This window comes from Phycicoccus sp. Root101, from assembly GCF_001426245.1.
Lineage (GTDB): Bacteria > Actinomycetota > Actinomycetes > Actinomycetales > Dermatophilaceae > Pedococcus.
In genome coordinates this window covers 263,566-277,369 of the sequence record NZ_LMCM01000006.1, presented here as the reverse complement: position 1 = coordinate 277,369, position 13,804 = coordinate 263,566, and the positions used below count along the sequence as shown (strand labels likewise).

Genomic DNA, 13,804 nt, shown 5'->3' with positions numbered 1-13,804 from the left:
ATCGGGGCGGTGGACCAAGGACCCACCCTAACCGCGGAGGCTGGCAAAGCCCGAAATGCCCCATGTGCGAAGGCTGGGGACGGCGGCCGGCACCGGCGCCCGGTGGTCAGCCGCGCATGCCCTCGATCAGCCGCTCGACCCGGGCGTCGACGGCCGCGAACGGGTCCTTGCACAGCACGGTCCGCTGCGCCTGGTCGTTGAGCTTGAGGTGCACCCAGTCGACGGTGAAGTCGCGCCGGTGCTCCTGGGCCGCCTTGATGAAGTCGCCACGCAGCTTGGCCCGCGTGGTCTGCGGCGGCACCGTCTTGGCCTCGAACACCTCGGGGTCGGTGCACAGCCGCGCCGCGCGACCGTGCTTCTGCAGCACGTAGAACAGACCGCGCTGGCGGTTGACGTCGTGGTAGGCGAGGTCGATCTGGGCGATCCGCGGGTGCTCCATCGGGAGGCCGTGCTTGTCCATGTAGCCGGTGATGAGCTTGTGCTTGATGACCCAGTCGATCTCGGTGTCGACGAGCGAGAGGTTGCCGGTGTCGACGGCGGTGAGGGTGCGCTCCCAGAGGTCGAGGACCTGCTTGTGGATCGGGTCCTCCAGCCCCTCACGGTCGGCGTAGGCCTGCGCCCGCTCGAGGTACTCGGACTGGATCTGCAGCGCGGACAGCTCGCGACCGTTCGACAGCCGCACCGTCTTGCGGCCGGTCATGTCGTGGCTCATCTCCCGGATCGCCCGGATGGGGTTCTCCAGGGTCAGGTCGCGCACGACCATGCCGGCCTCGATCATCCGCAGGACCAGGTCGGCCGAGCCGACCTTGAGCATCGTGGTCGTCTCGCTCATGTTGGAGTCGCCGACGATCACGTGCAGGCGCCGGTACTTCTCGGCGTCGGCGTGCGGCTCGTCGCGCGTGTTGATGATCGGGCGCGAGCGGGTCGTGGCCGAGGAGACGCCTTCCCAGATGTGGTCGGCTCGTTGGCTGACGCAGAAGGTCGCGCCCTTGGAGGTGGTGACGACCTTGCCCGCGCCGCTGGTGATCTGACGGCTGACGAGGAACGGGATCAGCACGTCGGACAGCTGCTGGAACTCCCCCGCCCGGCCGACGAGGAAGTTCTCGTGGCAGCCGTAGGAGTTGCCGGCCGAGTCGGTGTTGTTCTTGAAGACGTAGATCTCGCCCTCGATGCCCTCCTCGACCAGCCGGTCCTGCGCATCGGCCACCAGGCCCTCGATGATGCGCTCCCCTGCCTTGTCGTGGATGACGAGCTGCCGGACGTGGTCGCACTCGGGGGTGGCGTACTCGGGGTGCGAACCCACGTCGAGGTAGAGCCGGGAACCGTTGGAGAGGAAGACGTTGGAGGACCGGCCCCACGAGACGACCTTGCGGAAGAGGTAGCGCGCGACCTCGTCGGGCGTCAGCCTGCGCTGCCCCTCGAACGTGCACGTGATGCCGTACTCGTTCTCGATCCCGAAGATCCGGCGCTCCATGGACCCACTCTAGGCTTGAACTCCTCTTGGGCCACGGCAAACCCTCGGCGTGGAATCATGACCGCCATGCCCGACGCCCTCCCAGCGGACGCGCTGAAGCGTCCACCGGGTCCGCCCGCCACCCAGATCGGCGACCTCACCCGGCACACCCAGTCGATCCTCGAACGAGCTCAGGCCCATGCCGACGCCCTCCGAGCCGAGTCCGACGCGGCACTGGCCCTCGCCAGGCAGGACGCCGAGCGGCTGCGCTCCGAGGCGCAGTCGCTCCTGCAGGACGCCCAGCGGCAGCACGCCGACGCGGTCCGTGACCGCGAGCAGGTCGGCCGGGCCCTCGACGACGCCCGCCGCGAGGCCGAGGCGCTCGTCACCGACGCGGCCGACCAGGCCTCGAGGCTCACCGAGGCCGCCTCCCGGACGAGCGAGGAGGCCGTCGCCGGCGCCCGGGCCGAGGCCCGCGCCCTCGTCGAGGACGCCGAGCAGCGGGCCGAGGCCCTGCGCGCCGCGGCCCAGCACGACCACGACACCGCGATGGCCCGGTATGCCGCCCACGAGCGCGAGCGCGATGCGGCCTTCGCCGAGGGCGTGGCGCGCATGGACGTCCGGCTCGCCGAGCGCGACGCGGAGCAGGCCGCGCAGCACGCCGCCCTGCTGGCCGAGGCCCGCGAGGAGGCGGAGGCGTTGCTGGCGCAGGCGCGGACCCGGGTGGAGGAGGCCCAGGTCGAGGCGTCGCGCCTGACCGACGAGGCTGCCGCGAGGGCGGCGGCCCTCGGCGAGGAGTCGCGGGACCGGGCCCGGGTGGTCCTCGAGACGGCTCATGCCGAGGCCGACCAGGTCACGGCCGAGGCGCAGGAGCACCTGGCCTGGAGCCAGCGGACGGTTCGCGGCATCCTCGAGGAGACCGAGGCCGACCTGGCCCGCCAGCGCCGCGAGACGCACCAGCAGCTCGCCACCCGGGTGCGCTCCCGTCGCCAGCTGATCCAGACCTCGCTCGCCCGTGCCGCCCACCGGGCGCGGTCCGAGCGCGACGCGGCCCGGGCGGAGTCCGGCAACCTGCGGGCCCAGGCCGAGGCCGTCATGACCGCGGCGCAGGCCCAGGCCGAGCGGACGACCGCGCTGGCCCGCGAGGAGGCGGACCGCGCACGGCTGTCGGCGGCAGAGAGCGAGAAGGCTGCCGAGGAGCGGGCGAACCGGCGCCTCGAGGAGGCCGAACGTGCGTCCCGGCTGGTCCGGGAGCGCACCGCCGAGGAGATCGAGCGCCTGCAACGCGAGACCCACGCGTCCCACCGGGCCGCTCGAGAGGAGCTCATCGCCACGAGCACCCAGGCGAGGGCGGACGCCGACCGCGTCCGGGAGGAGGCACGGGCCATGCTGGAGCGGGCCCGGGCCGAGGTCGCCTCCCTGGCCTCCCGCCGCGAGGACATCACCACCCAGCTGGGCCACCTGACCGGCGTCATCGACGCCCTGTCGGTGCCTTCCCACCAGACCACCGCTGACGACGGACCCACCACCCACGACACCGAACGGAACACCCATGAGTGACACCACCTCCTTCCGCAGCGTCCTGCGCGGCTACGACCCGGCCCAGGTCGACCAGTGGCGGGCCGAGCACGCCGGAGCCCTGGAGCAGGCCCGCCGTGAGGCGGCCGAGCGCACGGTCGAGGTCAGCGAGCTGCGTTCGACCCTGGCCAAGGTCCAGGAGGAGGGCGCCCAGACGGCTCGCGCGCTCGAAGGCCTGAAGGACGAGCAGCGCAAGGCTGCGGCCCCGACCTTCGCCGACCTCGGTGAACGCATCGGTGCCATCCTCACGATGGCCGACGAGGAGGCCACCGAGATCCGCCGGAACGCGGACGTCGACGCCCAGACCCTGGCCGGCACCTCGCGCCTGGCCGCGGACCAGACCCGCACCGACGCCGACCGTTACGCCGAGGACGTGCGCACCCGCGCCGACGCCCAGGCCAGCCAGGTCGTCGAGAAGGCCAGGCAGCAGGCCGACTCGATCCTCGACGACGCCGACCGCGAGGCCTCGGCCCGTCGGGAGGAGGCGGAGGCCTTCTACGAGCACCAGCGCGCCCGCGCCGCCGCCGCGGCGGCCGACTTCGAGGCGACCCTGGGCCAGCGCCGCGACAAGGCGTCGGCCGAGTTCACCGCCCAGATGGCGGCGCACGAGAAGGCGCTCAACGAGGCGCAGGAGCGCGCCACCGGGCTGGCTGCCGACAGCGAGCGGGCCCACGCCGACGCCACCGCCGAGAGCCGGCGCACGCTCGAGTCGGCCAAGGCCGAGGCCGACGCGCTCGTCGCGTCCGCCCGTGAGCAGGCCGAGCGGATCCGTCGCGACTCCGAGCGTGAGCTCGCAGCGGCCACGGCCCGCCGCGACAGCATCACCGCACAGCTGAGCAACGTGCGCCAGATGCTCGCCACCCTCGGTGGTGCGTCCATGGTCGACTCGATCGAGGGCGCCCTGCCCGAGGTGGCGGCGGCGAGCGGCTCCGAGGCCGGCGAGTCCGCCGCGGTGGTCCCGGCACAGGACCAGGACCGGTCTGAGGGCGCGCAGGACGCCGTCCCTGCTCCGGAGGCTGCCGGGGACGCGGCGCCGAAGACCGACCAGCCGTCGAAGCAGAAGGACGACGCAGCCCGGCCCGCCCCGGCCCCGGGCACGAAGCAACCGAGCCGCGCCTGAGCGCGGCGGTGGTGCGGTCATGAGGATCCTCGTGCTCGGCGGGACGGCCTGGCTGGGTGGCGAGGTCGCCGCGCAGGCGGTGGCCGCCGGGCACCGGGTGACGGCGCTGGCCCGCGGCCGGGCCGGGGAGGTCCCTGCCGGGGTGTCCCTCGTCCGGGCCGACCGGTCCACGCCCGGCGCGTACGACGCGCTGGGTGGGGCCGACTGGGACGCCGTCGTCGACGTCGCCCGCCAGCCCAGCCACGTCCGCGGCGCCCTGGCGGCGCTGGCCGACCGAGCCCGGTCCTGGGTCTTCGTGTCCTCCGCGTCGGTCTACGCGTCGCACGACGACCCCGGCGCCGACGAGTCGGCGCCCCTGCTCGACCCCTCCCCCGAGGACGACGAGGGGTGGGAGACGTATGGCGCGCGCAAGGTGGCGTGCGAGCAGGCCGTGCTCGGCGCCATACCGGACCGGGCCCTGGTGGCGAGGGCGGGACTGGTCGCCGGGCCGGGCGACCACACGGACCGGACCGGGTACTGGCCGTTGCGGTTCGCCCACCCGGCGACGGCCGACGGAGCGGTCCTCGTGCCCGACTCACCCATCGACACCCAGGTGATCGACGTCCGCGACCTCGCGGCCTGGCTGCTGCACTGCGCCGAGGTGGCCGCGGTGGGCGTGGCGAACGCTGCCGGGTCGGTCGTCCCGCTGCCCGACCACCTGCGCACCGCCCGGCAGGTGACGGGGCACGACGGCGAGCTGGTGGGGGTGTCGCAGGACTGGCTCGCCGAGCACGAGGTCGCACCGTGGTCGGGCGAGCGCTCGCTCCCGCTGTGGCTCCCCCTGCCGGAGTACGCCGGCATGATGAGCCGCAGCACTGCTGCGGCCGAGTCGCTCGGACTCAGGGCGCGGCCACTCGCCCAGACCCTGGAGGACACCCTCGCGTGGGAGCTGGCGCAGGGCCCAGGTCGCCCGCGCCGGGCCGGTCTCGCCCCTGCTGACGAGGTCGCCCTGGTCGACCTGGCCCGGGCGGTCGGCTGAGACGTCGACCGACCACATTTCCCGGACCGGGATGTGGCGGCGGGCGCCATAGGGAGGGGCGCCGCCGGTGCGTAGCGTCGGGCCCAGCGCGTCGACCGGGAGCTCCGGCCGGCTTCGTCCGGGCCGGCCCCGGCGCCGCGACGACGCGGTCACCCCGAGAGAGGACCCTGCGTGCCACCGCTGACCGAGCAGGTTCCCGTCGACGGCGGCCACCTCACGGTGCACCGCCTCACGCAGGCGCCCGCCGGGGCGCCGGTCGTCGTGGCCCTTCACAGCACCTCCTCGAACGCCCTCGCGTGGGTGCCGGTGGCCGAGCGCCTCGATGGCCTCGTGCACGTGCTGGCCCCGGACATGCGCGGGCGGGCCGAGAGTGCGCACCTGCGTTCCACCGGGCTGGCCGACCACGTGGCCGACGTGCACGCCCTCACCATCCACCTGGGCCTGGAGCGCCCGGTGCTGGCCGGCCACGACATGGGAGCCTTCGTCGCCGCGCTCGCGGCGGCCACCCACCCCCAGGACGTCGGGGCCGTCGTCCTGGTCGACGGCGGGTTGGCCTTTCCCTCACCGGGCACCCTCGACATCGACGAGGTCCTGCACAGCATCATCGGCCCGGCGATGGAACGGCTGTCGATGACGTTCGAGGACGAGCAGGCCTACCTCGCCCACTGGGGCGCCCACCCCGCCCTCGGGCGGCACCTGTCCGGACCCGCGGGAGCCGCCCTCGCGGCCTACCTGCTGCACGACCTGTCCGGGCCCCGGGGTCGGATGCGTTCGACGTCGTCCTTGGAGTGCGTGCGGGCCGACTGGGCCGACCTCGTGTCCGACCCGGCGACGCTCAGCGCCATCCACACCCTCCAGTCCCCCACCACCTTGCTGTACGCCCGCCGCGGACCCCTGGACCAGCCGGTCGGGTTGTACACGGCGGAGCGCATCGCCGCGGCGCACCTGCCCCCCGATCTTGCTGTGCGGGAGCTCGACTCCGACCACTACGGCCTGCTGCTCGACCCTGCCGTGGTGGGCACCGTCGCGGCGGCCCTGGTCGCCGCGCTGGGTCCAGCATCCGGACGAGATATCCACACCTCGGTCAAGTAACGGCATGTTTGGATCCGACAAACATCGCGTTACCTTCGAGAAGGAGCCGTCATGGCCACGCTGCGACTGGGCGACGACGCCCCGGACTTCACCGCCGACACGACCGAGGGCGAGCTGACCTTCCTCGACTGGAAGGGCGACGGCTGGGCCGTGCTGTTCAGCCACCCCGCCGACTTCACGCCCGTCTGCACCACCGAGCTCGGTCGCGTGGCCCAGCTCAAGGACGAGTGGGCCCGCCGCAACACCAAGGTCCTCGCGGTGTCCGTCGACGGCCTCGACGACCACAACTCGTGGAAGGCCGACATCGAGGAGGTCTCCGGCGCCTCGGTGACCTACCCGATCGTCGCCGACAAGGACCGCAACGTCGCCGAGCTCTACGACATGATCCACCCCGGCGCCGGCGACACCTCACCCGTCCGCTCCGTGTTCCTCATCGACCCGGCCGGCAAGGTGCGCCTGTCGCTCACCTACCCCAAGAGCGCCGGACGCAACTTCGACGAGATCCTGCGGGCCCTGGATGCGTTGCAGGTCAACGACTCAGGCCCGTTCTCGACGCCTGCTGACTGGAAGGCGGGCGAGCGCGTCATCGTCGCCCCGACCGTCTCGACCGAGGACGCCCAGGCGCGGTTCAAGGGTGTCGAGGTCGTCAAGCCGTACCTGCGCTACGCGGACGCGCCCTCTGCCTGAGGGGCACCCGGGGCCCGCGCGGCCTACGTTGGTGACATGACCAACACCCGCTCCCCCGAGGTCCTGTCCATCGAGGTCGACGGCGGTTCCATGCCCGCCGACCTGCACCTGCCCGAGTCCGCGGAGGGCCCGGGCATCGTGCTGTACCAGGAGATCTTCGGCGTCACCGACTACATCACCTCACGGGCCGCCGACCTGGCTGCCCTCGGGTACGTCGTCCTGGTCCCGCACCTCTACCACCGCCTCGGCGACCCGGTCGTCGAGGAAGGTGGCGACGGCCTGCCGCAGGCCATGGAGCTGATGGGCCGGTTCGACTGGGAGCAGGGCGTCAAGGACGGTGTGGCCGCGCTGGCCGCCGTGCGCGACCGGGCGGAGGTCCGCGGGCCGGCGGGCGTGATCGGGTTCTGCTTCGGCGGCGGGATGGCGTTCAACGTCGCTGCCGCTGCCGCGGCCGACCGCGCGGCCCCCGACGCGCTCGTGAGCTACTACGGCTCGGCACTGCCCACCCTGCTCGGTATGGCGCCCCAGGTCACCTCCCCGAGCCTGCACCACTTCGGCACGGCCGACGACTACATCCCGATGGATAAGGTCGAGGAGATCGAGGCAGCAGTCACGGCCGACAACGACGACGTCACCTTCCTCACCTACGAAGGCGCCGGTCACGCCTTCGACAACCCGTCGCCGATGTTCCACCACGAGGCCGCCTCGAGCCAGGCCTGGGTCGCGACCGAGAGCTTCCTGCTCGAGAAGCTCCCTGTCTAGAAGGTCCCTGTCTGAGCGCGCAGCGCAGCAGGCCCGGACAGGAGGACGGCCGCCCCGACGGGGGCGGCCGTCCTCGTGCGCGCGGTGCTACTCGGTCGGGCGCTGGGTCTGCGGGTTGGTCGACTCGTCGCGCGGCGACTCACCGGTGAGGGTGTCGTGGCGTCCCGGCGTCCGGTCGTCCTCGGCCGGGGCGTCGTGCGTCGGGTCCTCGGTGCTGAGCAGCGCGTCGAGCAGCCCACCCCCGATGCGGCGGAACGTCCGGCGCGGACGCTCGCGATCGAGGACGGCCACCTCAAGCTGACCCGCACCGAGCGTGCGGGTCGGTGCGCCGCCCTCCTTGCCCGCGTCCTTCGCCGGGTCCTTGGCGAGCAGCTCGACCGCGAGCCGCAACGCGTCGGCGAGCGACAGTCCGGGCTCCCAGCGTTCCTTGAGCCCGGTCTCGATCGGCTCGGCCGCGCCACCCATGGCCACGAACCCGCGCTCGTCGGCGACGGACCCGTCATACGTGAGCCGGTAGATCTGGTCCTCGTCGGCGGTGCTGCCCACCTCGGCGACCACGATCTCGACCTCGTAGGGCTTGGACTCCTGGGTGAACACGGTGCCGAGGGTCTGCGCGTAGGCGTTGGCCAGGCCGCGAGCCGTGACGTCGGTGCGGTCGTAGGAGTAGCCGCGCAGGTCGGCGTAGCGGACGCCTGCCACCCGGAGGTTCTCGAACTCGTTGTACTTGCCGACCGCGGCGAACGCGATGCGGTCGTAGATCTCGGACACCTTGTGCAGGGCCCGCGACGGGTTCTCGGCGACGAACGCGATCCCCTTGTCGTAGCCGAGCACGACCACCGAGCGACCGCGCGCAATTCCCTTGCGGGCGTAGTCGGCCCGGTCCTTCATCAGCTGCTCGGGCGAGACGTAGAACGGCATGCTGCTCATCGCGCACCTCCCGGGTTGCCCTGGCGGGCGGCGATGACGGCCTCCACGGTCGTCCTCAGCTCGTCGTCGGAACGGAACACCACGCCCTGGTCACCCACCACCGCCACGGTCGGCCAGATGCGTCGACCGACGTCGGGTCCACCGGTCGCGGAGTCGTCGTCCGCGGCGTCGTACAGCGCCTCGACGGCGACCGAGACCGCGCCGTCGGCCGACAGCCCGGGTCGCCAGAGCTTCTTCATCGCCCCGCGCGCGAACAGCGAGCCCGAGCCCACGCTGTGGTGGTCGTGCTCCTCGTAGCAGCCGCCGGTCACGTCGTAGGAGAAGATCCGGCCGGTCCGCTTGTCGAGGTCGTAGCCCGCGAACAGCGGCACCACGGCCAGCCCCTGCATGGCCATGCCGAGGTTGGCCCGGATCATCGACGCCAGCCGGTTCGCCTTGCCCTCCAACGAGAGCAGCGTCCCCTCGATCTTCTCGTAGTGCTCGAGCTCGACCTGGAACAGCTTGACCAGCTCGATGGCGATGCCCGCGGTGCCGGCGATGCCGACGGCGGAGTACTCGTCACCGGCGAAGACCTTCTCCATGTCGCGGTTGGCGATGAGGTTGCCCATCGTCGCCCGCCGGTCGCCGGCCATCACGACGCCGCCGTCGTAGGTGACGGTGACGATCGTCGTGCCGTGCGGAGCCTCCATGGTGCTCCCGACCGGGAGGGCCCTGCGAGAAGGCAGCAGGTGAGGGGAGTGCGCCCCGACGAAGTCGGTGAAGGACGAGGAGCCCGTGGACAGGTATGCCGCGGGGAGCCTCCCCGCGTCGGCGCCTGTGGTCACTGGCCACCCTTCTGGACGAACCCCCGGACGAACTCCTCCGCGTTGGACTCCAGGACCCCGTCGATCTCGTCGAGGACGCTGTCGATGTCGGAGTCGAGGTTTTCCTTGCGGGCGGTGGCCTCGGGCGCTGCGGGGGTGGGCTCGGGCGCCTCGTCGGGCGCGTCGTCCCTGCGCTGTGGGCGGCTCTGCTCCTGGCTCGGCATGTCCGTGACCTCTCGCTCGGTGCTGCGTGTGGCGACGTGGGCGCGGGCGCCCGTCCTGCGTCGACCCTAGTCCGAACCTAACCCGATGCCGAGGCCAACTCGCGCAGCAGGGTGGCGGCGTCCGGACTCCGGTCGAGCAACGACCCGACGCTGGCCTTGGTGCCCCGCAACGGTTCCAGCATCGGCACCCGCTGCAGCGACGCGTGGCCCGGGACGTCGAAGATCACCGAGTCCCACGAGGCGGCGGCGATCTGGTCGGGGTACTTCTCCAGGCACTTGCCCCGGAAGTACGCCCGGGTGTCGTGCGGGGGCTCGCGCACGGCCTCGAGGACGACCTCCTCCGGCACGAGCTCCTCGAACCGCCCAGCCCTGCGCAACCGGTGGAAGAGGCCCTTGTCGGGGCGCACGTCCGACCACTGGATGTCGATGGCGCGCAGCCGCGAGTCGGACCAGTCCAGGCCGTCGCGGTCGATGTACCCCTGCAGCACCTGCAGCTTGCCGACCCAGTCGACCTCGCGGGCGGCCTCGGAGGGGTCCCGCTCGAGCTTGTCGAGGACCAGGGCCCACCACCGCATGACCTCCGCGGTGTCGTCGTCCCGCTCGGCGCCATACCGGTCCTGGAGGTAGCGCTCCGCGGCGTCGTGGTAGCGCCACAGCAGCTGCACCGCGGTGAGCTTCGTCCCGTCCCGCAGCTCGATGAGCTGGCGGCAGGTGGGGTCGTGGCTGACGGCCTGGAGGGTCGCGACAGGGCGGGCGACGGTGAGGTCGGCGCTGATCGCACGGTCCTCGATCATGGCCAGGACCAGCGACGTGGTGCCCAGCTTGAGGAGGTTCGCGACGTCGCAGTGGTTGGCGTCGCCGATGATGACGTGCAGCCGGCGGTACAGGTCCGCCACCGCGTGCGGCTCGTCCCGGGTGTTGATGATGGGCCGCTTGAGCGTCGTCTCCAGGCCCACCTCGACCTCGAAGAAGTCGCTGCGCTGGCTGAGCTGGAACCCGTCGCGGCGCGAGTCCATCCCGATGCCCACCCGCCCGGACCCGGTGACCACCTGGCGGGCGACGAAGAACGGCACGAGGTGGCGCACGATGTCGGAGAACGGCGTCTCGCGGCGCATGAGGTAGTTCTCGTGCGTGCCGTAGGACTGGCCCTTGCCGTCGGTGTTGTTCTTGTAGAGGTTGACCCCCGGCGGCACGTGCGACAGGCGGCGCACCGACTCGGCCATGATCAGCTCGCCGGCCCGGTCCCAGGCCACGGCCGCGCGCGGGGTGGTGACCTCGGGCGAGGAGTACTCCGGGTGGGCGTGGTCGACGTAGAGGCGTGCGCCGTTGGTGAGGACGACGTTGGCCAGCGTCGGGTCCTCCTCGTCGGTGAGCTGGCTGGGGTCGGCGAGCCCGCGGCCCATCTCGAACCCCCGGGCGTCCCGCAGGGGCGCCTCGTCGGCGTAGTCCCAGGAGGCGTGCGCGGCCCGGATGCCCTGGGCCGACGCGTACGCGTTGACCACCTGGCCGGAGAGGACCATGGGGTTGGCTGCGGGGTCGCCGGGCACCGAGATGCCGTACTCGGTCTCGATCCCCATGACCCGGCGGACGGTCATCGGTCGAGCTCGCGGCGGTGTCCGGGTCGTGCGTCCTGGCTCATGTCCTCACCCTAGGTGAGTTAGTTTCTGCAGATGCGTCACTCCCCCAGAGCGTTGTACCCGCAGACCGCCGCCCTCACCGCGCTCCTCGACAGTGGTCTCCGGCCGCCGGTGGAGCGTCGCAGCGTCGAGCAGATCCAGGCGGACCGGGGTGCGGTGACGCCGGACCGGCCGCCGTTCTCGTGGATCACGGGGGCCGTGGACCGGTCGGTCGGCATCACCTACGGCACGGCACCGGCGCGTGACGGCCACTCGATCCCGCTGCGCCTGTACCGCCCCCGTGGCGTCCGCGACACCGAGACCGAGGTCCCGGTCATCGTCTTCCTGCACGGCGGGGGGTTCGTGCAGGGCAACGTCGTGATGTACGACCCGCTGTGCAGCCACCTCGCCGCCCAGGTCCGCGCCGTGGTCGTGAGCGTCGACTACCGGCTGGCGCCCGAGCACCGGGCCCCCACGGCCGCGCACGACTGCGTCGACGCCACCACGTGGCTGTCCGGGCAGGGTGACGTCCTGCGCGCCGACACCTCGCGGGTCGCCCTCTGCGGTGACAGCGCCGGGGGCAACCTCGCCGCGGTGACCGCCCAGGTGCTGCGCGACCGCGGGGACTCACCGGTGCGCCACCAGGCCCTGATCTACCCCGCGACCGACATGACCCTGGCATCCCCCTCGATCCACGAGCTGGCCGGGGCGCCGATGCTCACCCGGGCCAGCATCGTCGCCTTCCGCAACCACTACGCCCCCGAGGGCTCGGACCTGCGCGACCCGCTCGTCTCGCCGTTGTTCGGCAGCCTCGAGGGCCTGCCGCCCGCCCTGATCCAGACCGCCGACCGCGACCCGCTGCGCGACGACGGCTCCCGGTATGCCGCCGCGCTGCGGGCCGCGGGCGTGCCCGTCCGGCTCACCAACTACGTCCGCGTCCCGCACGGTTTCGCCTCCATCCCCGGCGTCGTGCCCACCGCGGCCCAGCACCGCGCCGAGCTCGTCGGCGAGCTCCGGTCCCACCTGTGGGACGGGGAGGTCCCACAGGGGCCCCGCGGCGGTTAGTCTCGACGTGCATCACCGGTCGACCGAGGAGCGTCATGCGGGACATCGTGGTTTTCTCCGGGAGCGCCCACCGCGCCCTCGCCCGACGCATCTGCGACGCCCTGGGCGTCGACCTCTCACCCGCTGACATCACGCGGTTCAGCAACGACTGCCTCCAGGCGCAGCTGCTGGCGAACTGCCGCCAGCGCGACGTCTACATCGTCCAGCCGTTGGTGCCGCCGACGCAGGAGCACCTGATGGAGCTGCTCCTCATGGTCGACGCGGCGCGGGGTGCCTCGGCGGCCCAGATCACGGCAGTGATCCCGCACTACGCGTACGCCCGCTCCGACAAGAAGGACGCCTCGCGGATCTCCCTCGGTGGCCGTCTGGTCGCCGACATGCTCGTGGCCGCAGGTGTCGACCGCGTGCTCACCATGACGCTCCACGCACCGCAGGTCCACGGCTTCTTCTCGGTGCCGGTCGACCACCTCACCGCCATCGGGGTCCTGGCGGACCACTTCCGGTCCGGGGACCTGACCAACTCGGTCGTGGTCTCCCCCGACCTCGGCAACGCCAAGACGGCCACGCAGTTCGCCCGGCTCCTCGGGCTGCCCGTGGCAGCGGGGTCCAAGCAGCGCCTGGCCGACGACCGCGTCATCATCGACTCCATCGTCGGCGACGTCACCGGCAAGCGCGCCATCGTGCTCGACGACGAGATCGCCACCGGCGGCTCGATCGTGGAGCTCCTCGAGCGGCTGCGCGACCTCGGCTGCACCGGTGCCGACGTCGCCTGCACGCACGGGCTGTTCGCCGGCAAGGCCGTCGAACGGCTCCGCGACCACCCGATGATCGGCGAGGTCGTCACGACCGACACCGTGCCCGCCCCGGGCCACTGGCCCGAGCTGCAGGTGCGCTCGGTGGCGCAGCTGTTCGCCGAGGCCATCAAGCGCATCCACGCCGGCGAGTCCGTGAGCAGCCTCTTCGACGGGGTCGACCCGACGCTCTCACCCCCGCAGGCGACGCTGTTCGACAAGGTGCGCGCGTGAGGCGTGCCGCGGGTGCGTTCCTGCTCGACGTCGTCGCAGTCCTGCTCTTCGCGACCATCGGCCGGGCCAGCCATGCCGAGGGCGTGACCCTGCGCGGCGTCGTCCTCGTCGCCTGGCCCTTCCTCGCAGCACTGGCGCTCGGCTGGCTGCTGGCCCGCACGCGCGGTGACTGGCCGGTGCGGGTGCCCGGTTCGCCCGTGGTCTGGCTGACGACCGTGGTCCTCGGCCTGGCGCTGCGGGTCGCGACCGGCGGTGGGTTCGCCTGGAGCTTCGCCGTGGTCACCCTCGTCGTGCTCGGCCTGTTCCTCGTGGGGTGGCGCTGCGTGCGCGAGGTGGGCCGCTTCGCCGTCGAGGGCGTGGCCCGCTGGTCGCAGGCCCGCGAGCGGGTGTCGCGCTAGCCGGCCCCCCTGTGCAGGGCATTTGAGTTTGGTAAG

General features: G+C 72.5%; 14 protein-coding genes. 9 read left to right on the top strand and 5 right to left on the bottom strand.

Annotated features, from left to right (window positions below):
* Positions 1 to 106: 106 nt before the first annotated feature.
* Positions 107 to 1,474 carry a Pup--protein ligase gene (pafA, locus tag ASC58_RS08630; protein WP_056914413.1) on the bottom strand — a complete coding sequence of 456 codons (1,368 nt, stop codon included), beginning with the start codon at positions 1,472 to 1,474 and terminating at the stop codon, positions 107 to 109.
* A gap of 66 nt (positions 1,475 to 1,540) precedes the next feature.
* On the opposite strand from pafA, the gene ASC58_RS08625 reads away from it, so the two are divergent.
* The 6 genes from ASC58_RS08625 to ASC58_RS08600 all read left to right on the top strand — a co-directional run bounded on the left by ASC58_RS08625 (position 1,541) and on the right by ASC58_RS08600 (position 7,710).
* Positions 1,541 to 3,013, top strand: coding sequence for a hypothetical protein (locus tag ASC58_RS08625; protein WP_157598409.1), 1,473 nt, complete (start codon positions 1,541 to 1,543; stop codon positions 3,011 to 3,013).
* Positions 3,006 to 4,151 carry a hypothetical protein gene (locus ASC58_RS08620; protein ID WP_056918997.1) on the top strand — a complete coding sequence of 382 codons (1,146 nt, stop codon included), beginning with the start codon at positions 3,006 to 3,008 and terminating at the stop codon, positions 4,149 to 4,151. The genes ASC58_RS08625 and ASC58_RS08620 overlap by 8 nt, the downstream gene beginning before the upstream one ends.
* Before the next feature lie 19 nt (positions 4,152 to 4,170).
* A complete protein-coding gene (locus ASC58_RS08615) occupies positions 4,171 to 5,169 on the top strand; it encodes an oxidoreductase (RefSeq protein WP_056918996.1) in 999 nt (332 codons plus the stop codon).
* Between the two features lie 171 nt (positions 5,170 to 5,340).
* Entirely contained in the window at positions 5,341 to 6,261 is a 921-nt protein-coding gene (locus ASC58_RS08610; protein WP_056918995.1) for an alpha/beta hydrolase, read from the top strand.
* A 51-nt stretch (positions 6,262 to 6,312) separates the two neighbouring features.
* Positions 6,313 to 6,948, top strand: coding sequence for a peroxiredoxin (locus ASC58_RS08605; RefSeq protein WP_056914408.1), 636 nt, complete (start codon positions 6,313 to 6,315; stop codon positions 6,946 to 6,948).
* A 36-nt stretch (positions 6,949 to 6,984) separates the two neighbouring features.
* Entirely contained in the window at positions 6,985 to 7,710 is a 726-nt protein-coding gene (locus tag ASC58_RS08600; RefSeq protein WP_056918994.1) for a dienelactone hydrolase family protein, read from the top strand.
* An 87-nt stretch (positions 7,711 to 7,797) separates the two neighbouring features.
* On the opposite strand, the gene prcA is transcribed toward ASC58_RS08600, so the two are convergent.
* The 4 genes from prcA to dop all read right to left on the bottom strand — a co-directional run bounded on the left by prcA (position 7,798) and on the right by dop (position 11,259).
* Positions 7,798 to 8,637 carry a proteasome subunit alpha gene (gene prcA, locus ASC58_RS08595; protein ID WP_056918993.1) on the bottom strand — a complete coding sequence of 280 codons (840 nt, stop codon included), beginning with the start codon at positions 8,635 to 8,637 and terminating at the stop codon, positions 7,798 to 7,800.
* On the bottom strand, positions 8,634 to 9,461 hold the full coding sequence (prcB, locus tag ASC58_RS08590) for a proteasome subunit beta (protein WP_056918992.1): 828 nt from the start codon (positions 9,459 to 9,461) through the stop codon (positions 8,634 to 8,636). Before prcB ends, prcA begins: the two co-directional genes overlap by 4 nt.
* Positions 9,458 to 9,664: a ubiquitin-like protein Pup gene (locus tag ASC58_RS08585; protein ID WP_056914404.1), complete on the bottom strand. Its 207-nt coding sequence runs from the start codon at positions 9,662 to 9,664 to the stop codon at positions 9,458 to 9,460. Before ASC58_RS08585 ends, prcB begins: the two co-directional genes overlap by 4 nt.
* Before the next feature lie 77 nt (positions 9,665 to 9,741).
* The gene (dop, locus tag ASC58_RS08580) at positions 9,742 to 11,259 is read right to left on the bottom strand and encodes a depupylase/deamidase Dop (RefSeq protein WP_056914403.1); all 1,518 of its coding nucleotides are present in this window, start codon (positions 11,257 to 11,259) and stop codon (positions 9,742 to 9,744) included.
* Positions 11,260 to 11,334: 75 nt separating this feature from the next.
* Here dop and ASC58_RS08575 point away from each other — a divergent pair, with 75 nt between their 5' ends.
* The 3 genes from ASC58_RS08575 to ASC58_RS08565 are packed head-to-tail and all read left to right on the top strand — an operon-like array spanning position 11,335 to position 13,768.
* Complete coding sequence (locus tag ASC58_RS08575) at positions 11,335 to 12,345, top strand: alpha/beta hydrolase (protein ID WP_056918991.1); 1,011 nt, start codon at positions 11,335 to 11,337, stop codon at positions 12,343 to 12,345.
* Between the two features lie 35 nt (positions 12,346 to 12,380).
* A complete protein-coding gene (locus ASC58_RS08570) occupies positions 12,381 to 13,370 on the top strand; it encodes a ribose-phosphate pyrophosphokinase (protein ID WP_056914401.1) in 990 nt (329 codons plus the stop codon).
* Positions 13,367 to 13,768 carry a DUF3054 domain-containing protein gene (locus ASC58_RS08565; protein WP_056918990.1) on the top strand — a complete coding sequence of 134 codons (402 nt, stop codon included), beginning with the start codon at positions 13,367 to 13,369 and terminating at the stop codon, positions 13,766 to 13,768. The genes ASC58_RS08570 and ASC58_RS08565 overlap by 4 nt, the downstream gene beginning before the upstream one ends.
* Positions 13,769 to 13,804 lie beyond the last annotated feature (36 nt).

Bases quoted from the DNA above. Each gene is read 5' to 3' on its own strand.
- pafA (WP_056914413.1), bottom strand. From the start codon at position 1,474: ATGGAGCGCCGGATCTTCGGGATCGAGAACGAGTACGGCATCACGTGC.
- ASC58_RS08625 (WP_157598409.1), top strand. From the start codon at position 1,541: ATGCCCGACGCCCTCCCAGCGGACGCGCTGAAGCGTCCACCGGGTCCG.
- ASC58_RS08620 (WP_056918997.1), top strand. From the start codon at position 3,006: ATGAGTGACACCACCTCCTTCCGCAGCGTCCTGCGCGGCTACGACCCG.
- ASC58_RS08615 (WP_056918996.1), top strand. From the start codon at position 4,171: ATGAGGATCCTCGTGCTCGGCGGGACGGCCTGGCTGGGTGGCGAGGTC.
- ASC58_RS08605 (WP_056914408.1), top strand. From the start codon at position 6,313: ATGGCCACGCTGCGACTGGGCGACGACGCCCCGGACTTCACCGCCGAC.
- ASC58_RS08600 (WP_056918994.1), top strand. From the start codon at position 6,985: ATGACCAACACCCGCTCCCCCGAGGTCCTGTCCATCGAGGTCGACGGC.
- prcA (WP_056918993.1), bottom strand. From the start codon at position 8,637: ATGAGCAGCATGCCGTTCTACGTCTCGCCCGAGCAGCTGATGAAGGAC.
- ASC58_RS08585 (WP_056914404.1), bottom strand. From the start codon at position 9,664: ATGCCGAGCCAGGAGCAGAGCCGCCCACAGCGCAGGGACGACGCGCCC.
- dop (WP_056914403.1), bottom strand. From the start codon at position 11,259: ATGACCGTCCGCCGGGTCATGGGGATCGAGACCGAGTACGGCATCTCG.
- ASC58_RS08575 (WP_056918991.1), top strand. From the start codon at position 11,335: ATGCGTCACTCCCCCAGAGCGTTGTACCCGCAGACCGCCGCCCTCACC.
- ASC58_RS08570 (WP_056914401.1), top strand. From the start codon at position 12,381: ATGCGGGACATCGTGGTTTTCTCCGGGAGCGCCCACCGCGCCCTCGCC.